The sequence below is a fragment of the Achromobacter sp. SD115 genome (assembly GCF_017355315.1).
Taxonomy (GTDB): Bacteria; Pseudomonadota; Gammaproteobacteria; order Burkholderiales; family Burkholderiaceae_B; genus Achromobacter; species Achromobacter xylosoxidans_B.
This window is the reverse complement of sequence record NZ_JADIJM010000004.1, coordinates 217,670-238,997: the sequence shown is the minus strand read 5'-3', so window position 1 is coordinate 238,997 and position 21,328 is coordinate 217,670. Positions and strand designations below refer to the sequence as shown.

Here is a 21,328-nt window from a genome sequence, read left to right as displayed (position 1 = left end):
AAAAAGGCCCCTTTCGGGGCCTTGGGTTGATCAGTTTCGCGGGGGTTTAGGGGGCTGCCGGGGCTTGCGCGAACGGCGCGTGCAGTTCGATCAGAGCGATCTTGCCGCCCGCCACATCGACCACGCCAGAGCGGAACACGGCATTCGGCACCGCCGTGGCGCCGGCATCGGATACCGTGCCGTCCGCCGCGCACTTCACGGGGCCGTCCTTGGTGACGGCACCGCCGGTGGTGACCTTCGCCCAGCCACGGCGCACGCGCAGCACGCTGACCGCATCGAACTCGCGATAACCGCTATCGCGGGGGACCGTGTGCGTGTGCAGGGCCAGCCCGCGGATGCGCGAGCCCGGACCGGCGACGATGCGCTCGCCGGTGGTGTCGCCCACGATCACGCCCGGGAGAATGTTGCCGGCAGCGGCGCAGGTCTCGACATCGTCGAAGCCCAGGTCCGCCTTCATGCCGGCGTAGGCTACGTCCATGCGGTCGTCATAGATGGGGGGCATTATTCGCCTCCTTGCTTCAGGTTCGAGAGATAGGCCTGGCGAGCCGAGCGCGCCGACGCGGGCGGCTCGGCGCCATCGGCGCGTTGCTTGCCGGCCGGCGCCGGCTGTTGACCACCGCCCATCTCGCGGCGCTGATTCGCGACCGCATCCTGGCGGGCCTGGACATCATTGACGGCCAGATCGAAGGCCGCTTCCACGTAGCCATCGGACTTGCCCACCATATCGAAGGAATCACCGCGGATGGCCTTGATGACACCTTCACGCAGCGCGCGGTCGGCGGTGTCGGCCTTAAACTCCACCTTGTGCTGGGTGGCGGTAGCCTCCAGCTTCACGCGCGCCAAGGCGGCGCCCTGCGCATCCTCGCGCGCCTTGGCAATGCCCGCCTCAGCCGCATCGGCGCGCGCCTTTTCGCTGTCCGCCCGCGCCGCTTCGGTGTCCACCTTGGCGGTGGCGGCCTTCAGCTCGGTGCGCAGGCGGTTCAATTCCTGCTCGACTTCCGGCGCGGCGTCATACGACAGGCCGGAATCGAGGCGGATCTTGACCATGCTCATGTCATTTTCCTCTTCGGTTTTCGTTACGGCGTCTGCCGCGTCAAGGTTGAGCCGCGCGTTACCCGCCCGGCCGCGTTTCACCACCGCCAGGTGGTTGTATCGGATGTTTCTCTGGATGGAGTCGTAGCGCTCGCCGGTCGGCAGAACGCCCGGAGTCTCTTCGAGCTCTAACTCATAGCCCAGGGACAGTTCTTTGTTGCCCGCATCCACCGGGCCGGTGTCGAAAATTTGGATGTCCCCAACCATGTTTTCAGGACCGTCTTGGCGCCCTTCCGACAGCGCGGTCCCGATCATGTGGGAACGAACGTTCTTTGCCGTGACGACACCGTGGTGGCCGTCCGTGATGGGCTTGCCCCGCAGGCTGTTCATGGAATCGGTGCTGAATACTTCTTCCGGGGGCCGGTACTCGCGCCGGACCTTCCCCGCGCCGTCCCGGTACTCGAAAACGCCCGTGCGGGTCAGCACCGGCGTGTCGACGAGGTAGCCCTCGTCCGTCCGGGTCGCTTTCAACGGCGCCCGGTCATATCGCATAACCATGGTTCTATCCTCAGTGGACTATCAGAGCGTCCAGGTCATCGAGCGCCGGCAGAACAGCCTCGGCCCAACACCGGCAGCGAATCGGCTTACCGGGGTGGCCATCGGCCGGAGGGCTATCCCATTCGAACTCCTGCCCCTCGCGCTCGACATGTTCGTCGCGCTCACGCTCATCCATCACGCCGCGCCATCTGTACTTCTTGACGCCGATGTTGGTTTGCCGGTACTCGGTCAGATCGCCGTTCAGCTTGCCGATTTGGTCGCGGGCGATCAGTTCCGCGCGCTTGCGCGGCAGGTCGTAGGTCTCCCGGATCTGCGTGGTCATGTCCCGCAGGGACGTGCCCTGACGTACCGCGGCCACGACGCGCCCGTGAAGCGTGTTTAGGTACTGTTCCGGGATCGACTTGATGAGGCCGATGTTCTCGGCCTCCCAGGGCCGCAGGATCCTGGCCAGCCCCGGCTCGGCCTTGAACAGATCCACGCCGTAGGCCCGCCGCAGCATGCGGTGGTACTGCTCCTGGTTGTACCTTTCGACCCGCCGAGCCACCAGCGCGACCAGCTCCTGCGCCTTTCCGTCGGCCACCTCCGCAGCGCCCAGGGCGTCCATGAACGCGCGGCGCAACGACTCGAACCAGCCTTCATCGCCCTCTGGCGTGTTGCGCAGGTCATCCTGCCGGAGCACCCTCGGCAGCTCGGGCAGCACGTAGCGCTCGACCGCCAGGACGGCGGCTTCCGCCTGTGTGCGCAGCGCGCGCAGGTAGTCGCGCTCCTCGCCCAGGGGATAGCGCCATTGCTTAGGTGGCCGCGGCGTACGACTTCGCCGACTGGCCGCCGGCGTCGGGGGTGAGGCCATAGAGCCCTTCCTGTTTCATGTACTCGAATGCCTGGTCCTGACTGAGGCCGTTGTCGACCGCCGCACTCAGCGCGTCCATTTCGCGCGCCTGGGCGTCGGCGTTTGCCTTCCGGACCTCGGCGGCTTCCTTCGCCGTAGCAGGCTTGAGTGCCGGCCACTTGATGGACCAGGCTTCCCCCCGCGCCTCGCCGGCGGCCAAGGCGCGCTGCGCGCGGATCAGCGACACCAAGCGCTCCAGGGCGGGGTTGACCTTCACCTCGCGGCCCATGGCCACGGTGTTGTAAAGGGCTTCCAGATCGCCGTCGCCCGTGGCGTTCAGCCCGGCGGCCGAGCGCCCGAAAAGCTGGGTCACCGGGATCCCGGTTTCCGCGGCCAAAGCAATCTGGAACTCCGCAAGGGTGTCTTTGACCCCCCCCATGTCGGAACTGAGGATCTGATAATCGTCCTCGGAGTCCACCGCCACTCCGTTGAGCGCGTTCCGGACCGAGTCAACCATCTCCACCCGCTTTCGGATGGCCACCTCCAGCTCAGCCTCGATCGCTTCAGCCAGGCCCTTCATCTTGTGAACGGCCTGCTGTTTCTTTTCCAGCAAGCGGAGCGCCCAATGCAGGCCCTCCCCATAGCGGCGGATGGCACGGAAAGCCCTGGTCACCGCCGGCCGGCCCGCCCAAGGAATGCCCTTGCGGTTGAGCTTCGCTGGCAGCGGATCGCCCGGAATTTCGATCAACCGGCTTTCGTGGACGAAGAACTCGGCCGCCGCTGCTCCCCCCGCGCCCTGCGTCCGCACACGATAGAGTTCCGGCATGCCGTAGTTGGCCGCGTTCGGATCCGAGTACCGCTTCTCAGTGGCTGAAACGTCATCCAGCGTGAACACCTTCAACTCCAGCAACTGGTCGAGGCCCTCCAGATTCAGCGGGTCCCGGAGCGAGCGCCGGTCCCTGGCGATAACGACGATTGCCCCGCCGCCGGTCAAACGCGCCCAGCGCCAGGCGTCCGCGAGCGCCGGTAGCGCCTTCAGGCGGTCCAGTTCCCCCCGCACCCGGTCATCGCCAGTGATGTCCACGCCGCGCGACACAGCAGTGTCCGGAATCATGTCCACCACGCGCGCCGGCAGGCCGCCCTCGGCATACATCGCCAGGTCGTCCAACGCGCCGAGGCCGCCCGAAGCCACGTCGAGCATGGCCGTACCCAGCACCGCGCTCAGGTAGCCGTCTTGGTTCATCATGTGCTTGCCAGCGCCTGGAAGCGCCCTAGGTTGCTGCCCGCCGTGGCGAGCATGTCGTTGATGGCGTCGACCATCGGGTCGACCTGATCGTCGTGCGCGTGCGTGTCGTCTGCCGTGATGGCCTCGCACTCGGTCACGAAGTCCGCCACGTAGGGGGCCTCCTCCGGAATACAAACAAGCCCTGCCTCGATGTACGACTGCACGTCCATGAAGCGCGTGAACTTGTCCTTGTCCCGTGGGATGCCCTTCACGGGTATCCGCCCGCCCGTGCCAATCTCTTGGATCAGACCGGTGCCGCTGGACTTGTCCTCGATAAGGAACTGCCGCAGCGGCGCGGAGAGCTTCGGGTTGAACGGCTTGTTCTTGGCCCAGAAGTCCAGCGCACGGCGCTTGAGCTCCGGCGCCTGCCATTTCCCGCGCAGCAGGTCCAGCAAGTAGATCTTGCCGTCGTCGCCCAGGCCCCAGCATTCGAAAACGCTGTAGTCATTGCGCTCGGCGGTCTTCTGCGCGGTGTCCGCGAACACCTTACGCGCGACGATCCGTGGCGGCACGGTGTATCGCCCGAACCAGGAACCCTTGATCAGGTCCCCGCCTAGCGGCGCCGGACGCTGCTGGTACTGCGCCGAAAAGACGTAGCGACTGATGCGCGCGCCTTCCTTGTCTGCACCCGCGCCCGCCTCCATGGCGAGCAGTTCCGCCAGTGGCTCCTTGTAGGGCCAATAGCTAAAGCGCCCCTTGTCGTCCCGGACGCTGCTGTCGACCTTGGCCCGCAGCTCGGCCGGCAAGCCGGCCACATATGCGTCGTCGATCAACGCCGGGATGACGACCTGTTCCCATTCCGGCCCGAGGTTCCCGGCCTCAATGAAGCCGGTCACATCCTCCTGCGCCAGGCGCTGCATGATCACGATGATCGGCGTGTCGGGATTCGCCCGACGGCTTTTCACCGTTGCGATCAGATCGCGGTTCGCCTTGGCCCGGCGCGGCTTGCTGTAGGCATCGCCGACCTTGAGCGGGTCGTCGATGACGATGGCGCCCTGCCAGCCTTCCGCCATGTGGCCGGCGCGAAAGCCCGTGATCTGGCCGCCCAGCGACACCGCGTAGACGCCGCCGGCCTTCCGGCCGTTGACCTCGATGTTCCAGCGCTTCTTGCTCTTCGCGTCTGCGGCAACCTTCAGCGGCCACAGTTCCTGGAACTCCTCCGACTGGACCAGCTCCTTGGCCGTCTGCGAGTTCAGCAGCGCCAGGTCGTCGGAGTAGCTGATGTGCAGGAACCGGGCGCGCGGATTCAGCGCCAGGCCGCGGGCCATCAGGTTGATGGCGACCAGCTCGGTCTTCGACGAGCCCGGGGGCACGTTGATGACCAGGTTCTTGATGCGGCCGTCGATGACGGCCTGCACCTTCTCGGCGATCAGTTCATGGTGCCAGTTGACCCGGAACTTGATGGCCTGGCGGTGCTTGAAAAAATACCGGCTGAAGAACAGGTGATCCTGCTCGCACATGGCCTTGGCCGTGGCGCGCAGGACTGCGGGGTCAATAGTCGCGGTTGAGCTCGGCGACGGCGGCGGCGACTTCTTTTCCATCGACCACCACCGTTTTCTGTTCTATGGGGCCGCCGCCGGCGCCCGTGTGCTCCCGCCTGTTCGTGAATGCGCCGCCCACCTCCTTGGCGGCCTGCTCCAGCACGCCGGCCGCGCCGACGACATTGCCCCGGCTGATATGCCGTTCGTAGATCCTGCCCAGCGCACGTAGCCGGAAAGCCTGGTCCGCGATGGGGATCTCGGCAACCTCCTCCCGGAAGCGCTTGCGCGTGGCTTCGAACAGGTCCGCCCACTTCCTGGCTAGCTTCTGGCCTGCCACCTTGGTCGGGTCGTACTGCGCGACCTGCATGCGCGGTACGTCCAGGCCGAACTCTTCCTTGACAGCCTCAGCGACCTGGCTGGGGGTGTCCCAGCAAGCCAGGGCCTGGACAATGAAGCGCTTGTGCGCATCGGTGAGCTTTGCCATGGTCAAGGGAGGCATCGAAATATGTTACAAACCACTACACTAAATAGAGGCTACCAATGACGCAACCACAGTATCGACTGCCAGCTTTCAATTGCCCCCACTGCCTCGCGCACGCTCAAATGGATTGGAGTGTCCTGAATGTTCCCTTAGGCGCGGGCATGCGTCGAGAGTCTGAGTTTCGTCTTGCCAGATGCATCGTTTGCGGAGAGGCTTCACTGTGGCTACAACGAGATGCCGCAGAGGATGAGGTCGAACCCGCGGCACCAACCATGATCTGGCCGGGGACCGTAACCGCGCCACCAGCTCACGCACATATGCCCGACGAGATTCGCTTGGATTTTGAAGAAGCGCGTCAAATCGCGGCGCTTTCGCCCAGGGGTGCAGCGGCGTTACTGCGTTTGTGCATCCAAAAGCTCTGCATCTTTCTGGGTCTGCCCGGCGAGAGGATAAATGACGACATCGGAGAACTCGTCAAGAAGGGTTTGCCGGTCGCAGTCCAGCAGGCACTGGATGTGGTGCGAGTTGTGGGCAACAACGCAGTGCATCCCGGCAAGATGAGTCAAGACGACCACGCCGCACAGGTAACAGCCCTATTCGGGCTAGTCAATATTATTGTGCAAAACATGATTGCCCACCCCAAAGAAATAGAAGCCATGTATGCGTCACTTCCTCAGGGCGCACGGGCGGCTATCGAGAGGCGAGATGCCTAGGCAACCTTGAGGCAACAGCCGCAGGCGCGGGCAATGTCCAGCCGCAGCACAGTCGGCACGGCACTGGCGGCCGCCGCCAGCCGCTGCACATCCGTCGACGGCCCGTAGCGCGCCACGACGCCGACGAACTCTTCTACGTCGTGCCCGACGATCCGCAGTTTCGGCCGCCCTTCCTTGTCGAAGGCCGGCGCACCGAATTCGTCGTTGCGCTGTCCCACGTGGTACAGCTCATGCTCGACCAGCGCGCAGAATTCCGTGTCGGTGCAGATCCCGCAGTAGTCGGCTGCCAGCGTGATCAGGAACTCCGGCACGCGGCCGAACCATTCGATCATTTGCTGTTCCTGGCGGGCCTTCTGCCAGCCGCCGGCGCGGAACATGACCTGTTCGGCCTGGCCCAGTACAGTGCGGCCGGCCTTCTCGAAAGCCGTCGGCGCCCACAGGAATGCAAGGTCTGCGTCCACCAGGTGAGTGTGGTCCGGGTTGTGAAGAGCGCCGCACGAAGCCAGGATGGTCTGCTCGACCCAAGCAAGCAGCTCGGGGGCAGGCTGGAAGCGATCCAACTGCTCGGGCGGCGCAGGCCGCATGAGGGCCGGTCTCTTCGCCATGGTGTGCTCCTAAAACAGCCCAGCCGGCGCGGCGGCCACATCCCAGCTGAAGATCAGGATTTCGCCCCGCTCTACGCCGCGGCCACCGCCGACGGTGTAGCGAAGTTCCGTGGCTTCGATATGGAAACCATCGAACGCCCGCCTGATGTCGGGGTGATCATTCAGGCTGACGATGGCACGGCCCTGCAGCTTGCGCATGCGTGCCGCCATGTCCTCGTACTGTTCGAAGCCGAAGCTGGCCCCGTAGCCCTCGGTCTCCCAATAGGGAGGATCCATGTAGAACAGCGTATGCGGCCGGTCGTACATCTCCAGGCACTTCTGCCAGGGCAGGTTCTCGATGTAGGCGCCCGCCAAGCGCAGATGCGCAATTGACAGATTTTCCTCAAGGCGCAGCAAGTTCAGGCCCGGCGGCGCCGTGGTCGCGGTGCCGAACGTTTGCCCGTCCACTTTCCCACCGAAGGCGTTCTGCTGGAGGTAGAAGAAGCGCGCCGCCCGCTGGATATCGGTCAGCGTCTCCGGCCTGGTGATCTGCAACCACTTAAACACATCGCGGCTTGTGAGCGCCCATTTGAACTGCCGGACGAACTCCTCGAGGTGGTGCTGCACCACCCGGTACAGGTTCACCAGCTCGCCGTTCACGTCGTTCAGCACCTCCACCTTGGCCGGCGTCGGCCGCAGGAAGAAGAGCGCCGCCCCGCCGGCGAAGGGCTCAACGTAGCACTCATGGACAGGGAAAAAAGGGAAAATGCGATCGGCCAGGCGACGCTTGCCGCCCAGCCAGGGAATGATTGGGGATGCCATGTTTGCGTGAGGATGTGTTACCGTTGCCCCCGCCTGTACAGGTGGGACGGCCTCGGGTCGCTCACGGCCTTAACCCGTGGGTCGGCTGTCGGTCGCGCGGTTGCCGCCGCACGGCCGTCGCCGTCTTCTTTCAATCTGTGATTTCAAGGACTGCGTCAGTGGACTTCGATTGGAAGACCATGCTTGATAGCGCGCGCGAGACGTGGCTCGCAATGTCACCCAGCGAACAGAAGAGAACCGGGGAAGCGATCGCACTTGTTATCGCGCTCCTAGCTTTATGCCTACCCGTAGCGCTCCTGTCATTACTTAGAAGACGCGCAAACAAGCGACGACCAGGTTTGTCGGGAAATCGAATCGCACATGTTCACGCTTCGCAAGCTACTGATCTGTGGTACCAAGAATCCCGCCGTTTTCTCGACGCGCGCACTGCCGCGCTCAGATCGATAGCTACAGGAGCCGGCCTCGGACTCGCCGCATCCGGAACGATCCTTGCAATCGCGGAAGCACCGAGGGTCTTGCTTTATGCTGCGGCGGCGTTGCACTTCTTCGCCTTTTTCATGTGCACAACCGCCCAGGTCGCCTCTACGATTATTTATCGGGCACAAGCGAACGAGCTTTCGAAACGGGTCGCTGGAGCAGATCCGGATGAAATCGTGGCTTTCGAGCTGATCAGGCCGATGACGCATCCGGGAGACCGCAAGGCAGCATTCGGCTACGCGCTGGCGATGCTGTGGATGGCTGCGGGCTGGCTGTTTATCCTGGCAGCCGTAATGATGATGGCGACGCGCTAAAAAAACGCCCCGGTTGTTGGCCGGGGCGTTTCTTCAAGACGTACTGGCTACGAGTCTGGGCGAATTCTGCTCATCTTGATTCACATTGTCAAGCGCAGTGGGTTTCACGTCCCCCTCCAGGTCCACCACGATATCCGCGTCACGCATCCGAATGTCCAGGCGGCGCAGGGCCGCGCGGCGCGCGCCTTCGACCAGAACGCGGTAAGCGCTGCCCGGCCGCTGTAGAGCCGAGTACGGGAGGTCGAACCGATCGCAAAGGTCACGCAGCCGCGGCCTGCCCCGCAGGATATTCGCCGTCAGCATGTCCGTCACCTCGCGCTCCCGGCTGTCCGCCGGCGCCTCCGGGTTCAACCATTCCGACACGCGCCGCGCGCTGGCGGCCCCGCTCTCGCCCGTGCCGTACTGCGCCTGCAGGATGTGAAAGCCGACGCCATCGCCCAGCGTGCGCTCCAGCACCTTGACGGTGAAAACCGCCTGCGCGTGCCAGTCGTGCGGCGACAGGCCTGACAGCGCCTTGCGCTCGTAGTCTACGTCGAACCGCTCCCGCAGGGCCTCGCAGATCAGCTGTGTCGGGTTCTTCGGCTCGATCGGGTAGGCCAACATCAAGTAGGCTACTGCGATCGCATGCTCGGGGCATGAAAAGGTTCCGGCTTCACGGCGCATGCTTTTTCACTCCTTGGGCGGGTTCCAGATGGTCGAGGAAGGTCACCTCCACCGTGACGCCCAGCTCGGCGCCGTAGACTTTGGTTTTGCCGTCATCCACGACCTGGGTGTCGTCGCGGTAGACGACGCTGCTGCAGCCGTCCTTGATGGCCTTCTCGACGTTGTCGCTATCCGGCTTTACGGTCGGCGCGATCAGGCCGTCCGCAGCGCGGCGCTGGCGCATGCCGGACCAGGACTTCGGGATTGGGAGCACGATATGCAACCGCATCCGTATTGCCCCGGTATAGGGCGGACGGCCCGCCATGGCCTTCGCCGCGGCAAGCCTGACCAGGCTTTCGTACGCGGCAGTCGCCTCGGGCGTGTAGTGGCGCGTGAAGACGCGTGCCGCGCCGGTCCGAGGATCCCGGCCGATGCGCGAGCTCGACTTCGCGCGCCCCTTCCCTCTGGGCAGACCGGGCACGTGGAAGGTGATCTGGTTCGACATCAAACTCCCTCGCTGCGCTGGTCGCGCAGCCATTCGATACGCGCGGCGGTCTTTTTCGCCGGCGCAGGTTGGTATTCCGGGCACTGCCGGGGATAGGACGGACTGACGAAGGTGCCAGGGCGATCGGCCATGCCGGAGCAGCGGCCCAGGCCCAGCTCAGCGAATTTCGTCGATTCGCGCAAGGTGAAGCGCTCGCAGGCAACGCATTGAACGGTGCCGGTCATACCCGCACCCCGTAGTCCGCGAAGAGCCGCGCCCGGTCGGCATCGGTCAGGCCAGCTGCGGCGTGCACGCGGGCCTTGAAATTCGGGTCCAGCTCGCCCTGCTCCTGCGCGATGCCGAGGCCTGCCCCCTGCGCGACCAGGCCGGACCAGGTCAACGCCCAGGCGGCCGGATCCTGGCGTGTCTCAGCGCGAGCGACGGCGCTGGTCACCCCGGGCTTGACCCGCACCTCGGGCAGGATCGCATCGAGCAGCCCCACGTTGACGGGAGCCTGGTCGTTCGCCCTTACCCGGCGCTTTACGGCCTTGGTGTGGGCGGCCTGCAGCTCGGCATTGGTGACGCCGGCGTCAGCCCAGGCGAGCAGCAACGGATCACCAGGATGGAACGCGCCGGCTTTGCCGCGTTCCCGCTCCCAGCGGTCCAGCAGCTGCGCAAAGTGCGCGGCAGTGGATTCGACACCTGCGGCGGGCGGCGGCGGGAAGTTCCCCACAGGGTCGCCCTCGCGCGAGAGTTCCGCTGCCGCTGCTTCTTCTTTTATATATGTCCCTGTCCCTGTCCCTGTCTTAGCCGTGACAGCCCCGTGACTTTCCTTGTGACTTCCATTAGGTGTCACAGTGACACTCTTGTGTCCCTCCGTGACGATGATGGAAATTCCGCGTGACGCCGCGACCTCGCGCAGGTGTGACGTACTGGTGCCTTTCGCCGGCAGAACCACGCCCACGTCGCGTAGCGCGGCAAAGAGCAGCTTGCGGTCTTCGCGCTCCTCGCGCTTGCGCTCGTTGTCGCCATCCTTGGCGGCCTGGTGTTCCTCACGCCGCTGCATGGCGTTGATGGCCTCCTGTGCGATTACAGGGTGATAGAGGCGCCCGTCAGAGCATTTCACGAAGCCGCGCAGGGCCATGTCTTTCACCTTGCGCCAGGCAGGCAGCTCTTTGCCGGCCAGGTGCGCGAGGATCCGGTCATCGTCCGGCAGCGACGCGGCCGGCTCCTGGTTCCAGCTCTTGCACCACAGCCGCAAGGCCGTCTTGAACTCTTCACCCGTGGACAGCGCCATCATGTCGCTGTCCAGTAGGCGCTCTGTGTGCAGCGGCATGAAGGGCAAGCCGCGCAGGTTGCAATCGGGCGGGGTCAAGGGTGCGGGCAACTGGTCGAAGTCCGTCATGCAGCCTCCCTTTGCTCCAGACGCGCATAGGCGTCCCACATCCGCAGGCTGGCCAGACGCGCGATATCGACGGCGGCGGCCGGGCTGATCGGCGCGGCGTCTCCGTTCGCCGTGGCTCGGCGCACGCACTCAACGCGCATTGAGTCGCCGACCGGGCGCGGATAGCCGTCGCGGTCAAGCAACAGAACGCCGCTCTGGGCGCTCGGCAGCGCCGCGAGTAAATCCGGGTGCCAGATCTCCTTCGGCAGCGCGTAATAGTGCTTCCAGACTTTGCGCGGCCAGTCCTTGGGCGTGCTCTTGTATCGGGACTTGCGGTGGAGGCGCACCTCGGCCAGGTCGTTCGACAGTTTGCTGTGGCGCAGCTCCGTCACGGTGGGCCAGTAGCCGAGGTGTTCGCGATGCCACCACTTTTCCTTCTTGGCGTCGGCCTTCAGATCTGAACGGGTGATCTTGATTTCGACGTCGATGAGGCGCAGGTTCTCCGTCACCACCAGCAGGTCGCATTCGTGGCCGGTCCAGTTGCAATTCGGCACCACCACCAGATACTTCCGGTTGAACGTCTGGCGCACCAGTGCGCGGGCGATCGAAGTCTCGGACCAGGTCATGCCGCCCCCTCAGCCGCGCTAATATGGCGCGGCACCTCAGGAGAAGGAACGTGAAAAAATACGCCCGAATAGTCGCCATCGCCGCGGCCCTGGCCTTCCTGGCATTTTTTGCGTCCATTGGCGCTTTGACCGTCTTCCTTGCGCCTCATACCGGTAGCTATGTGCCGCAAGGAAGCGCCGATGTCGCGGCGTGGGTCCAAGCAATCACGGCCGGCCTGGCAATTTTTGCCAGCGCGTGGCTTGCGCTGCATGTCCAAGCCCGGTCCGAGAATACGGCCCGCAAACAGGCGGCGGAGGCCGCCTCGGAGGTTGCTCTCTACGCTAGGAATTTGTTGACGCTCACCCGAGACCAATTTAGTACCAGGCAGGGCGTCTTCGATGTCGCAACGCATGCCATCTACTTTGATCTCACGGCCCTTGAAGACTTGTGGGCGATGATGTCGGCCATCTCGATGCAGGAAGTCAGGAGCGCTCAAATCACGCGGGAACTCCTGATTCTCAGAGGCACGATTCGTCAGTTCAACCGGAACGTTCATACGGCCATAAAACGTCATGCCGAAATGAATGCGGCGGAGTACGACACCCTTTTTCGCGTCTTGAACGATGCCACGACTGGCGCCGCGAAGGTGCACAGCAGGATCGAGGGCTACATGAGCAGCACGTGAGGCCACCGGAATGCAGCCAGTTTGAATTAGCGTTAGCTTGGTCATGGTGTCTCCCCGCCCCGCACGGCCAGCGCAGTAGCGATCGGCCGCACCCAGATGGGCGTGCTGGACAGTTGGAACGATTCGCCGGCCCGGGAAAGCAGAATGGCCCGGCCGATTTCCTCGGCCATGGCTTTGGCGGCCTTGCGCGGCACGGCGTTGCCGATGCGTTCGCGGTGGGCGCTGTCCGACGAGCCTTCCATCTGGAAGGGAGCGCCATGCTCCTCGGCTTCGGTGTAATCGTCGGGGTCGTACAGGCTCTGCAGGGCGGCCAGCTCCAGCGTGGTGAAAGGCCGGTGCCAGGTACCGTCCTCGGCCGTGATGCGGCACACCAGCTTGTCGTTGGCCGCCGGCAGCGCGCGCGGATCAGCCACCGACCATGCCCCGTTGTCGTGGCAGGCGGACGCCGATACGGCGCCGATGTGCTTGTCCCAGGCGGCGACGCCGTAATGGCCGGCGGTCAGGTAGTGATCGCCGCGCTCGCGGGCCAGGCCCGGGCGGGGATCGGCCACAGCGAATGCGCCATTGGCATAGCCAGCAATCACCGCGTGCGAATGCTCATCCCATGCAGCCGTATGGAATTTCCCGTGCAGCTTGTTGGCGTCCGGGCCGCCGCGCGGATCCGCGACGGCCTGGCCGCCGCTGGACGGCCCATGTCCGCCGCTGACGGTGCCGGCGGTGCCTTCCCACGACACAACGCGGAACACGTTCTTGTGGGTGTCCTCCCCAAACCCGCGAGGATCCGCCACGCATTGCCCGGTGCCGTGGGCGCCCGTGACGGCGCGCGCGGCGGCGTCGTAGCGGACGATGCGGAATTCATTGCTGTGTTTGGCAGGACCGTGGTGCCGCGGATCGGCCACGCTGTATGCGCCCTGCCCAGGCCCCTGCTGCCCGGCGATCGCGCCGGTAGACGCATCCCAGCGCCGCACGCCGTAGGCCTGACCATCCTTCCACGCGGCCGACGGATCGAAGCGCGGGTCCGCCACAGAGAAGGCGCCATTCAATGGGTAGCTACGCCCAGCGATGACACCAGCACTGTCCTGCATCCCGTGCACACCCAGGGCGCCGCGGTGCATTTCAGGCACCAGCAGGTAGTCCTGCAGGTAGCCGTCCTGGACGGCCAGGCGATTCAGGCTGCGCCAGTCGCTGCCGGCCTCGACGAAGGCCAGCCGCACCCAGGTTTTCCAGCTCAGATTGGGGATGCGATGCATCGGGCCGGCGCGCAGATCGCCCGGCAGGTGCATGCGGCCCAGGATTTCGCCCACGGCGCGCAGTGGGCGCTTGGGTGGCTCGTAGATGAACGCCGGCACCTTTTCGGCGTGGCGCGCGATCAGCAGGAAGCGCTTGCGGCTTTGAGCCAGGCCGCCCAGCTCGCCGCAGTCGTGGGCGGTCTCGCGCACGACATAGCCATAGTGGCGCAGCAGCTGCACGATCTGGTCCAGAAAGTGGCGGCCGCGCGAGGCAATGCGCGGCACGTTCTCAAACAGGATTACCTCGACGGGGTCTTCCTTCCAAGCTTCCAGGGTCAGCCAGATCCCTCGCAGCGTCAGCTCGTTCAGCGCCTGGTACTTGGCGGTCAGGCTGCGCGAATGCGACAGCAGGCCCGAAAAGCCCTTGCATGGCGCCGACAGAAAGAGGATGTGCGGGCGGCGCCCGCCGGCAGCTTCGCGGATGTCCGCGGGCGTGGCCTCAACCCAGCTGGCCGGCGGCTCATGCCCGTGAAAGGCGATGTACTGATTGCGACTGAACAGGTCGCGCACCGTGCAGCGCACGCCTGTAAAGCGGAAGAAATCGGCCGCGCCCGCCGCGTCCACATCGATGCCGCCCGAGCAGACCATGCGCCCACGCAGGCCGGGGATCTCCGGCTTGGCGTCCTGCATGCCCGCGGCGCCGATGCCGGAACCAGAAAACAGGTGGAAGTGATTGATTTCGTTGATCATGACGGGTCGGCCTCCTTCGCCGGCACATCGATACCGGCCTGCGCCATCTGCCCCTCGACCGCAGCGCGCACATTGCGTGCGGCCACAATGGATTCCGACAGTTCACGGTGCGCGTTCACCATCTGCTCCGGCGTAGCGTTCGCGTCCAGCAACGCCACCGCGGCGGTCGCCGCCTCGGTCTGCTCGCGCATGAGATTGGTCACCTGCCCCTGCGCCAGCCCGTCGCCAGCCTCGAGCGCCAGCGTGCGCACGGCCAGGCCCAGCGGCCGCAGCATGTCATCGACGCAATGCCGGCGCCGGTCGTGCGGCAACGCCGCCAGCACAGACGGAATGAAGTTGGCCGGCAGCAGGTTCGTGTCCTTGGACTCGTCATCGAGCCAGCGGAAGATCCGGTCGGCGTTCACCTTCAGGCGCCCGAAGGCGTCTTGCGTGTTGGGTTCGAAGCGGATGCCGGTGGAGCTGGCGCCATTGATGCGCTCATGCGCGGCGACGATGGTTTCTGCCATGGTTTCTCGCGACCAGTCGTGCGACTTGCGCCACGCCGACGTGTGCTCCCGCAGGATGGCGATCAGGGTTTTGTGCGATTCATGTCGCATGCGTCAGGTACTCCGAACAGTTACATTCCCACCACAGCAGCGAATACCGGGAGGGAGAAATGGCAATTGGGGGGCAAGGAAGAGCGGCGCAGGCCACAATGGCGCTGCTGAAACTGGCTAAGGAAATCGCCGATGGCGTCGTCGGCGACGCGGACCAAGCCACCGTGCGCGCCGTGTTCGATCGGCTGTGTTTGGAAACGGATATGGGTCCGGAGCCCGACGCCGCGGCGCAGCCCTCGGCGTCCCTGCACTGACGGCATGAGAGCGCGGCACGGCCCCGGGCCAACTCGCAGAGCGGCCCGCCGCCTAAGCATGGCCGGCCATACCTGGGTCAAGGCGCGGCGCGCTGACGCCTGTTGCGCTTTCGGCTTCGCCGGGCACGACGCATGCGAAGCGCTCGGGATAGATGATCTGGGTCTCGGTGACCTCGCCGCCGTACACCTGGGACAGCTTTTCGGCGAGATCCTTAGAGGGCACCTGCTTACCTCGCTCGATGCGGCTCAGGTTGCCCGGGTCAATGTCCACCGAAGTGGCGACTTGTTGAATGGTCAGGCCGCGCTTCTCGCGCGCCATGCGCAAAGGAGTGGTCATCTGTTCGGTCCATAAATTATGCGTGTGACGCATATTAATTCCATTGCGAAATATGCGCAATGCGCTTTGCGCCACACGCAGTCCCAACGGGACAATTCCGCTATGAACCTAGGGGATAACATTCGCCAGCGACGCAAAGCGTTGGGCTGGACAATCTTGGATCTTGCAAACCGAATCGGGAGCGACGTCGGGAACGTGTCGCGCCTCGAGCGGGGGAAGCAAGGCTATAGCGACGAGATCCTTGGCAAAATCGCAGCGGCGCTGGGCTGTGCCGTGGGCGATCTTTTCCAAGGCGTATCAGCCGAGTCCAATGTAGAAGTGACGGCGCTCGGCAGCCGTCGCATCCCCGTGCTGAGCTATGTCCAAGCCGGGGCCTTAACTGAATCGGTCGTCCCCTACACGAACCCCGACGATTGGCTGTTGACCGATTTGGACCTTTCCCGATCGGCCTTCGCCCTGCGGATCAAAGGTCTGTCGATGTACAGCCCGATGAGCGAAGAATCCTTCAATGAGGGCGACTTGGTAGTCATCGATCCTTCCGTGGAGCCGCTACCCGGGGATTTCGTGGTGGCCAAGAACGGCGAGCACGAGGCCACGTTCAAAAAGTACCGGCCCCGCGGTGTCAACGAAAATGGCGTCGTGGTTTTCGAGCTGGTCCCGCTCAACCCGGACTACCCTTCCATTCGGTCCGATTACACCCATGTGAACATCATCGGCACCATGGTGGAGCACCGCCGCTATCGGAAGCGTCGTTGAATTGACGACCAAACCCACACCCGAGAAGAAATGAAGAACACGACCAGTTTGGCGGACCGCCGCAAGCAGGCGCAGCGAAAGGCCATGGGGTTGCTGGGCATCGTGGTGATCGCCGCGGCGATCGCGGCCATGACCGGCAACAATAAGTCCAGCGACGTGCCGGCCGGGTCACAATCCGCGCTTTCGAAAAACGACGCCATGGCGGACTGCCAGGCGAGCACCAGGCAAAGCGCCAAGTTCCCGTCCTCCGTCAGCTTCAGCACGTTCGGCGGCGCGGCGCAGGCCAAGAATGACGGGACCATAGAGGTTCGGCTGGACTTCGAGGCTAAGAATGGATTCGGCAATCTGCTACCCCAAAGGGCGATCTGTATCTATCCGCCGAACGGCCCGCGGACAGTGTCCATCGAAGACCGGTAACTACTCGCAAGATCACCCCTTCTGACAAGGCCGCCACACCGGGCGGCCTTTTTTATGCCTCAAAAATGCGCTTGACGCATTTTTAAATTTGCGTATCATGCACTTCATTGTATGCGTATCACGCAAATAAGGAGGCAAATATGCATGCCCACCTCACCCGCCCTGACGCGGCGCTACGAGACGACCCAAGCCGCACCGCGGACCACGGCCGCTTGCCGCGCGAGGCCAGCGTCCGGACGCCCCGGATCTCCGACGAACAGATTCTCACCGCCCTCTTCGAGCTCTTCGCCGGCCGAGCCTTCCGTGTTCTCGGCCAGCCCCTGGATTGGTGGATTGAAACGCTGCAGTGCGATCTAGCGCCCAAGGCCGCGGCCGGCGTCGCGCTCTCCGCGCTGAGCAAGTGGCCGTTCGACGAGCGCGCCGGCGCCGAAGGCGTCAAGCAGCTGCGCGCCGAATTGCTGCAGCGCGCACGCCTCCTGATTGATCGTTCCGCCCGCGACACCGGAGAGGTAGCCCTGTGATCGCCGCCCTCTTCCTCTTCCCCCTCGCCTACGCGATGGCACGCGGCATCGACATCTACGCCGCGTATCGCCGCCGCACCGACCCGTGGAGTGCAAAAGCATGACGATCACCGTCCTGGGCGTGGACCCGCGCAGCAAGAGCAAGACCAAGCTGCAGGCGCCCGCTCCTCTCCCCCATGTCTCCCGCCGCGCTCTGGCGCGCGTGCGCGATCGCATTGAGCCGCCCAAGGCCTGCCATTGCTGCAGCGGCCCGGTCAAGCTGACCAACAACCGCGACATCTACAACGGCCACTCCTTCGGAGATTGGCCCTATGTCTACCGCTGCACGCAATGCCAGGCCTACGTCGGGCTGCACCCTGACACGGACCTGCCGCTGGGCCTCATGGCAGGCGGGGCCACCGTCAGCGCTCGAAAAGATGCGAAAGGCGTCTTCCAACGCCTGACGCGCGAACGCTTCGGCAACGACCGCAACGCCGCCTACGCCTGGCTGGCAAAAGCCCTGGGAATCGCGCCGTCCATCTGCCATTTCGGCATGTTCGGCCAGGAGCAGGCCGAGCGCGCCGGCCAGGTATGCCGGATGGCCCTCGGGAGTCGCGCATGACCGCCGCCACGCTCTGGGTGCTGCTGGCCTTCCTGCCCGCCGGCCATGACCGTCCGCCCGTCATGGTCGTCGAGCGCTTCGCCACCCAGGCCGAATGCCTCGACGTCCTCGCCGTCTTCCCGCCCACCACCCGCGTCACCTTCGACTGCATGCCCAGCCGGCAGATCCGCGCTGGCGTGCCACCCATGGAGAACCGCCAGCTATGAACGCTCCCCAACAACTTCCGCGGACGAGCGACGTCCTGCAGGACGCGCTCGACCACATCATGCGCACGGCGCGCGCCAGCTCGTCGCAGACGCGGCGCCTGCGCTGGATCGCCAGCCGCGCCGAGGCGGCGCTGCAGGGCCGCCCTTTCGTCGCGTCCGAACACGACCAGCCCAAGATGGTCGGCGAGGCCGTGCTGCATTCCAAGAACCACCAGCTGCGCCTGGCCAATGCCCGCATGCGCGTTGCGCTGGCGCAGGTCGCCGGCGGCGCCACCGGTTACCTGGACCGCGACACCGAACTGGCGCAGATCGCCCAGGCCGCCCTCGACGCCGAGCAAGGGAGCCGGGCATGAAGGCCACCCGCAAGCTGATTCGCGCCGACGGCGCCGAAACCGAACTGCACGGGCCGCACGCCATCCAGGACGTTTGCCAGATGATCGGTGCCGACGCGCTGGACACCGTCCGCCTCGCCGACCGCGTGCACGTGATGCTGGTCGATGACGACGGCATCAGCAAGGGCCTGCCGGTCAATCCCGCCGCGACGCGCCTGTACCAGGACGCCCGCGGCATTCCTCACCAGATCCGCGGCGACGTCGTGATCGTGCCGGACTCCGACTATGCGAGGCACGCATGACCACAAACCACACGCGCGGCCCGTGGCGCATCGGCAAATCCTATGGCGCTGTTGTGTCTGATGTCCCGGTCAATGCCGGCTTGGATAACGACCACACCGAAGCTTACGGCGGTCATCTGATCGCGGAGTCCGTCGCGGTTTGCAATCGGCCCCTGATCGCTGCGGCGCCGGAGCTGTTTGAAGCCGCCGAGGCCGCGATGGCGCTGATCGGAAAGCTGGACCCGATCCACCCCGGCGCTGTTGCGGCTCATCAGCGCCTGGACCTCGCCATCGCCAAGGCCAAGGGGGAGCAGCAATGAGCGCCTTCGCCAAATCGCCCGCCTATCCGCAATCCGTCGTCTACGACCAGGCGCGCGAGACGGTAACTGCGGCATATGCATACGGCGCGGAAACCGGTCTGAACGTGCAGCAGCACGTCTGGCTGGCCATCTTCGCGTCCAGCTTGACCGACCCCAACGTCACCTACGAGGGTGCCGTTCGCGGTGCGGACGCGGCGCTGCCCGTGGCCCTCAAGCGCCTGGAGGAACTCGCATGACCCGCCGCCTCCTCGCCACCCTCGACCGCGACCACGCCGTCGCGGCCCTGGCCATCGTCTGCGCCGTCTTGGCCTACGGCTTCGTCCAGCAGGCCGACGAAGCTGCCGCGCTACGCGCCGGCGCCCAGCAGCACGCCTCCAAATGATCGGAGCCACCACCATGCAACCCAACATCTTCAAGGTCCGCGCCTCCAGCTGGGGCCGCCTGTTCGATTGCGCCCACGCCTGGGAAGGCACGCACATCCTGGGCATGAAGAAGCCCGCCGGCATGCGTGCGCTGCTGGGCACGGCCGTCCACGCCGGCACTGCCGTCTACGACCAGGCCCGGCTGGACGGCAACCCGTGCACGCCCGACGAAGCCGCCGACGTACTGGTCGACGAGCTGCACAACCCCGCCTATGAGGTCGATCACGCCCAGGATGGGCTGACGCTGGCGAAGGCTGAGGCGATCGCGCTGACCGTCTTGGTGAAGTACTGCGTCGACATCGCACCGCAGTTCACGTACATCGACGTGGAAACGGCCCTGGACCCGCTGGACATCGATTGCGGCGGCGGCATGACCGTGCGCTTGACCGGCACCATGGACCGCGCCCGAGTGGCCGAAACCGAGGGCGGCATCGTCGTGCCCGACGTGAAAACCGGCGCCCGCGTCGTCCAGGACGGCAAGGCCGTCACACAGGGCCGCGCCGCGCAGACCGGCACCTACCAGCTCATGTACGAGCACACCAAGAAAGTGCGTACGGTCGGCTCCCAGATCATCGCCCTATCTACCAGCGGCAGCGCGGCCACGGCCGTCAGCCCCATTTTCGACGCCCGCCGCGTCATGGTCGGCGAGCCCGATCAGCCCGGCCTGCTCGAGCACGCGGCAGCCATGTTCCGCACCGGCCTTTTCCCCCCGAACCCCTCCAGCGTGCTGTGCAGCCAGAAGTACTGCGCGCGCTGGTCCACCTGCCTTTTCCGCTAACCCGAGGACCCTGACCATGACTCACCCCACCACCCAGACTACTTCACTGCAGGACCTGAGCGCGCCTCCCGAAAGCCGTATGGCGCCCGTCGTCGCGGGCTTTTTCGACCTGCAGGGCTTCGAGCTGCTGCAACGCGTCGCAAAGGCATTCGCGTCATCCTCGCTTGTACCTCAGCAGTACCAGAACAACGTCGCCAATTGCATGATCGCGCTGAACCTCGCGCGCCGCCTGCGGGCTGACGAACTCATGGTGATGCAGAACCTGTACATCGTCCACGGCAACCCCGGCTGGTCGAGCAAGTTCCTTATCGCCAGCGTAAATACCTGCGGCCGCTTCGAGACCTTGCGCTATGAGTGGCGCGGGCAGGCCGGCACCGATGACTACGGCTGCCGAGCGTGGACGATCGAGAGATCCACAGGCGAAAAGCTCTTCGGCACTTGGATCGACTGGAAGATGGTCAAGGCGGAGGGCTGGAACAAAAAGAGTGGCAGCAAGTGGCTGACGATGCCCGATCAGATGTTCATCTATCGCGCCGCTGCATTCTGGCAACGTGGCTATGCCCCGGAAATCAGCATGGGGCTGATGTCGCACGAGGAGCTGCAAGATACCCTCGAAGGCCGCCAGGCGAAGGACGGCACCATCAGCGTGGACGTGGACGCCCTGCGCGCCCAGGCTGCCGACCAGGCCGCGGGCAATCGTTCCGTCGCCACGCCCAAGCACCAGAACGCCACTGACGTTGAGGCCCGCGACGTCCCCTCGCAAACGCACACCTCCCCGGTGAGGGCGCAAACCGAGGTCGGAAACCTGGCGCGGGGCGCGGCACCGGCCGCCCCCGCCCCCCAGGCGGAGCCGACCGGCGGCCAACAAGCCAACCTGCCCGGCGCTGGCGAGGATTCGGGCTTGGACCCGGCCGCTGTCGAACACCAACTCGTCCACGCCAAGACCCTGGACGTGCTGGACCTGGCCAGCGACTCTATCGACGGCGTAAACGACCTGGGCGTGCGCGCGAACCTGCACCAGATCTACCAGGATCGCCGCGCGGCCATGGTTGCCGCCCAGCAGCAGGCCGAAGCGCAGCAGCAGCAGCAGCAGCAGCGCCCGGCGAGCACCACCCGCCGCCGCATGGCTGCACCGGAATAAGGGGACACCG

32 protein-coding genes are annotated in these 21,328 nt (G+C 65.1%); 16 read left to right on the top strand and 16 right to left on the bottom strand.

The features are described 5' to 3' along the window. Nucleotides 1–46: 46 nt before the first annotated feature. Genes IPU70_RS08045 through IPU70_RS08020 form a run of 6 tightly spaced genes read right to left on the bottom strand, consistent with a single transcriptional unit; the run spans nucleotide 47 to nucleotide 5,669 of the window. On the bottom strand, nucleotides 47–502 hold the full coding sequence (locus IPU70_RS08045; protein WP_207466332.1) for a hypothetical protein: 456 nt from the start codon (nucleotides 500–502) through the stop codon (nucleotides 47–49). Next, entirely contained in the window at nucleotides 502–1,590 is a 1,089-nt protein-coding gene (locus IPU70_RS08040; protein WP_207466330.1) for a DUF2213 domain-containing protein, read from the bottom strand. Before IPU70_RS08040 ends, IPU70_RS08045 begins: the two co-directional genes overlap by 1 nt. Before the next feature lie 10 nt (nucleotides 1,591–1,600). Next, nucleotides 1,601–2,440, bottom strand: coding sequence for a phage minor head protein (locus tag IPU70_RS08035; protein ID WP_207466329.1), 840 nt, complete (start codon nucleotides 2,438–2,440; stop codon nucleotides 1,601–1,603). Next, nucleotides 2,382–3,665: a DUF1073 domain-containing protein gene (locus IPU70_RS08030; protein ID WP_242702373.1), complete on the bottom strand. Its 1,284-nt coding sequence runs from the start codon at nucleotides 3,663–3,665 to the stop codon at nucleotides 2,382–2,384. Before IPU70_RS08030 ends, IPU70_RS08035 begins: the two co-directional genes overlap by 59 nt. Further along, nucleotides 3,662–5,245, bottom strand: a complete 1,584-nt coding sequence (gene terL, locus IPU70_RS08025; RefSeq protein WP_207466327.1) for a phage terminase large subunit — start codon at nucleotides 5,243–5,245, stop codon at nucleotides 3,662–3,664. The genes IPU70_RS08030 and terL overlap by 4 nt, the downstream gene beginning before the upstream one ends. Continuing rightward, nucleotides 5,196–5,669, bottom strand: a complete 474-nt coding sequence (locus IPU70_RS08020) for a DUF2280 domain-containing protein (protein ID WP_207466521.1) — start codon at nucleotides 5,667–5,669, stop codon at nucleotides 5,196–5,198. Before IPU70_RS08020 ends, terL begins: the two co-directional genes overlap by 50 nt. Before the next feature lie 332 nt (nucleotides 5,670–6,001). On the opposite strand from IPU70_RS08020, the gene IPU70_RS08015 reads away from it, so the two are divergent. Beyond that, a complete protein-coding gene (locus IPU70_RS08015; protein WP_207466325.1) occupies nucleotides 6,002–6,379 on the top strand; it encodes a DUF4145 domain-containing protein in 378 nt (125 codons plus the stop codon). Here IPU70_RS08015 and IPU70_RS08010 read toward each other — a convergent pair. Together IPU70_RS08010 and IPU70_RS08005 are read right to left on the bottom strand one after the other, a co-directional pair. After that, a complete protein-coding gene (locus IPU70_RS08010; protein WP_207466323.1) occupies nucleotides 6,376–6,984 on the bottom strand; it encodes a putative metallopeptidase in 609 nt (202 codons plus the stop codon). The two genes, IPU70_RS08015 and IPU70_RS08010, sit on opposite strands and share 4 nt — an antisense overlap. 9 nt (nucleotides 6,985–6,993) lie before the next feature. Then, a complete protein-coding gene (locus IPU70_RS08005; RefSeq protein WP_207466321.1) occupies nucleotides 6,994–7,785 on the bottom strand; it encodes a DNA adenine methylase in 792 nt (263 codons plus the stop codon). Nucleotides 7,786–7,943: 158 nt separating this feature from the next. Here IPU70_RS08005 and IPU70_RS08000 point away from each other — a divergent pair, with 158 nt between their 5' ends. After that, nucleotides 7,944–8,576: a hypothetical protein gene (locus IPU70_RS08000; RefSeq protein WP_207466319.1), complete on the top strand. Its 633-nt coding sequence runs from the start codon at nucleotides 7,944–7,946 to the stop codon at nucleotides 8,574–8,576. Nucleotides 8,577–8,609: 33 nt separating this feature from the next. Here IPU70_RS08000 and IPU70_RS07995 read toward each other — a convergent pair whose 3' ends face one another. The 5 genes from IPU70_RS07995 to IPU70_RS07975 are packed head-to-tail and all read right to left on the bottom strand — an operon-like array spanning nucleotide 8,610 to nucleotide 11,712. After that, nucleotides 8,610–9,239, bottom strand: a complete 630-nt coding sequence (locus tag IPU70_RS07995; protein ID WP_207466317.1) for a hypothetical protein — start codon at nucleotides 9,237–9,239, stop codon at nucleotides 8,610–8,612. Next, nucleotides 9,229–9,723, bottom strand: a complete 495-nt coding sequence (locus IPU70_RS07990) for a RusA family crossover junction endodeoxyribonuclease (RefSeq protein WP_207466315.1) — start codon at nucleotides 9,721–9,723, stop codon at nucleotides 9,229–9,231. The genes IPU70_RS07995 and IPU70_RS07990 overlap by 11 nt, the downstream gene beginning before the upstream one ends. After that, nucleotides 9,723–9,947: a hypothetical protein gene (locus IPU70_RS07985; protein ID WP_207466313.1), complete on the bottom strand. Its 225-nt coding sequence runs from the start codon at nucleotides 9,945–9,947 to the stop codon at nucleotides 9,723–9,725. Before IPU70_RS07985 ends, IPU70_RS07990 begins: the two co-directional genes overlap by 1 nt. Further along, nucleotides 9,944–11,107 (bottom strand): DUF1376 domain-containing protein, encoded by a 1,164-nt coding sequence (locus tag IPU70_RS07980; protein ID WP_207466311.1) that lies wholly within the window; start codon nucleotides 11,105–11,107, stop codon nucleotides 9,944–9,946. Before IPU70_RS07980 ends, IPU70_RS07985 begins: the two co-directional genes overlap by 4 nt. Further along, on the bottom strand, nucleotides 11,104–11,712 hold the full coding sequence (locus IPU70_RS07975) for a hypothetical protein (RefSeq protein ID WP_207466309.1): 609 nt from the start codon (nucleotides 11,710–11,712) through the stop codon (nucleotides 11,104–11,106). The genes IPU70_RS07980 and IPU70_RS07975 overlap by 4 nt, the downstream gene beginning before the upstream one ends. Before the next feature lie 50 nt (nucleotides 11,713–11,762). On the opposite strand from IPU70_RS07975, the gene IPU70_RS07970 reads away from it, so the two are divergent. Continuing rightward, a complete protein-coding gene (locus IPU70_RS07970; RefSeq protein ID WP_207466307.1) occupies nucleotides 11,763–12,377 on the top strand; it encodes a hypothetical protein in 615 nt (204 codons plus the stop codon). A gap of 41 nt (nucleotides 12,378–12,418) precedes the next feature. On the opposite strand, the gene IPU70_RS07965 is transcribed toward IPU70_RS07970, so the two are convergent. Next, complete coding sequence (locus IPU70_RS07965; protein ID WP_207466305.1) at nucleotides 12,419–14,356, bottom strand: DNA cytosine methyltransferase; 1,938 nt, start codon at nucleotides 14,354–14,356, stop codon at nucleotides 12,419–12,421. Next, nucleotides 14,353–14,952 (bottom strand): hypothetical protein, encoded by a 600-nt coding sequence (locus IPU70_RS07960; RefSeq protein ID WP_207466304.1) that lies wholly within the window; start codon nucleotides 14,950–14,952, stop codon nucleotides 14,353–14,355. Before IPU70_RS07960 ends, IPU70_RS07965 begins: the two co-directional genes overlap by 4 nt. Before the next feature lie 98 nt (nucleotides 14,953–15,050). Between IPU70_RS07960 and IPU70_RS07955 the strand changes: the two genes are divergently transcribed. Continuing rightward, nucleotides 15,051–15,206, top strand: coding sequence for a hypothetical protein (locus IPU70_RS07955; RefSeq protein ID WP_242702372.1), 156 nt, complete (start codon nucleotides 15,051–15,053; stop codon nucleotides 15,204–15,206). 52 nt (nucleotides 15,207–15,258) lie between these two features. Here IPU70_RS07955 and IPU70_RS07950 read toward each other — a convergent pair whose 3' ends face one another. Then, nucleotides 15,259–15,543, bottom strand: a complete 285-nt coding sequence (locus IPU70_RS07950) for a helix-turn-helix transcriptional regulator (RefSeq protein WP_207466300.1) — start codon at nucleotides 15,541–15,543, stop codon at nucleotides 15,259–15,261. A gap of 18 nt (nucleotides 15,544–15,561) precedes the next feature. Here IPU70_RS07950 and IPU70_RS07945 point away from each other — a divergent pair, with 18 nt between their 5' ends. From IPU70_RS07945 to IPU70_RS07890, 12 genes are all read left to right on the top strand, one after another. After that, entirely contained in the window at nucleotides 15,562–16,299 is a 738-nt protein-coding gene (locus IPU70_RS07945; protein ID WP_207466298.1) for an XRE family transcriptional regulator, read from the top strand. Between the two features lie 30 nt (nucleotides 16,300–16,329). Next, the gene (locus IPU70_RS07940; protein ID WP_207466296.1) at nucleotides 16,330–16,716 is read left to right on the top strand and encodes a hypothetical protein; all 387 of its coding nucleotides are present in this window, start codon (nucleotides 16,330–16,332) and stop codon (nucleotides 16,714–16,716) included. Between the two features lie 140 nt (nucleotides 16,717–16,856). After that, on the top strand, nucleotides 16,857–17,237 hold the full coding sequence (locus IPU70_RS07935) for a hypothetical protein (RefSeq protein ID WP_207466294.1): 381 nt from the start codon (nucleotides 16,857–16,859) through the stop codon (nucleotides 17,235–17,237). A gap of 100 nt (nucleotides 17,238–17,337) precedes the next feature. Further along, complete coding sequence (locus IPU70_RS07930) at nucleotides 17,338–17,838, top strand: zinc-finger-containing protein (protein ID WP_207466292.1); 501 nt, start codon at nucleotides 17,338–17,340, stop codon at nucleotides 17,836–17,838. Next, nucleotides 17,835–18,044, top strand: coding sequence for a hypothetical protein (locus tag IPU70_RS07925; RefSeq protein ID WP_175207190.1), 210 nt, complete (start codon nucleotides 17,835–17,837; stop codon nucleotides 18,042–18,044). Before IPU70_RS07930 ends, IPU70_RS07925 begins: the two co-directional genes overlap by 4 nt. Further along, nucleotides 18,041–18,397 carry a hypothetical protein gene (locus IPU70_RS07920; RefSeq protein ID WP_207466290.1) on the top strand — a complete coding sequence of 119 codons (357 nt, stop codon included), beginning with the start codon at nucleotides 18,041–18,043 and terminating at the stop codon, nucleotides 18,395–18,397. Before IPU70_RS07925 ends, IPU70_RS07920 begins: the two co-directional genes overlap by 4 nt. Next, nucleotides 18,394–18,678, top strand: a complete 285-nt coding sequence (locus IPU70_RS07915) for a hypothetical protein (RefSeq protein ID WP_207466288.1) — start codon at nucleotides 18,394–18,396, stop codon at nucleotides 18,676–18,678. The genes IPU70_RS07920 and IPU70_RS07915 overlap by 4 nt, the downstream gene beginning before the upstream one ends. After that, the gene (locus tag IPU70_RS07910) at nucleotides 18,675–18,977 is read left to right on the top strand and encodes a hypothetical protein (protein ID WP_207466286.1); all 303 of its coding nucleotides are present in this window, start codon (nucleotides 18,675–18,677) and stop codon (nucleotides 18,975–18,977) included. The genes IPU70_RS07915 and IPU70_RS07910 overlap by 4 nt, the downstream gene beginning before the upstream one ends. Further along, nucleotides 18,974–19,213 carry a hypothetical protein gene (locus tag IPU70_RS07905; protein WP_207466284.1) on the top strand — a complete coding sequence of 80 codons (240 nt, stop codon included), beginning with the start codon at nucleotides 18,974–18,976 and terminating at the stop codon, nucleotides 19,211–19,213. Before IPU70_RS07910 ends, IPU70_RS07905 begins: the two co-directional genes overlap by 4 nt. Beyond that, on the top strand, nucleotides 19,210–19,359 hold the full coding sequence (locus IPU70_RS07900) for a hypothetical protein (RefSeq protein ID WP_207466282.1): 150 nt from the start codon (nucleotides 19,210–19,212) through the stop codon (nucleotides 19,357–19,359). Before IPU70_RS07905 ends, IPU70_RS07900 begins: the two co-directional genes overlap by 4 nt. A 14-nt stretch (nucleotides 19,360–19,373) precedes the next feature. Further along, the gene (locus IPU70_RS07895) at nucleotides 19,374–20,177 is read left to right on the top strand and encodes a PD-(D/E)XK nuclease family protein (protein WP_207466280.1); all 804 of its coding nucleotides are present in this window, start codon (nucleotides 19,374–19,376) and stop codon (nucleotides 20,175–20,177) included. 16 nt (nucleotides 20,178–20,193) lie between these two features. Next, nucleotides 20,194–21,318 carry a hypothetical protein gene (locus tag IPU70_RS07890; RefSeq protein ID WP_242702370.1) on the top strand — a complete coding sequence of 375 codons (1,125 nt, stop codon included), beginning with the start codon at nucleotides 20,194–20,196 and terminating at the stop codon, nucleotides 21,316–21,318. Nucleotides 21,319–21,328 lie beyond the last annotated feature (10 nt).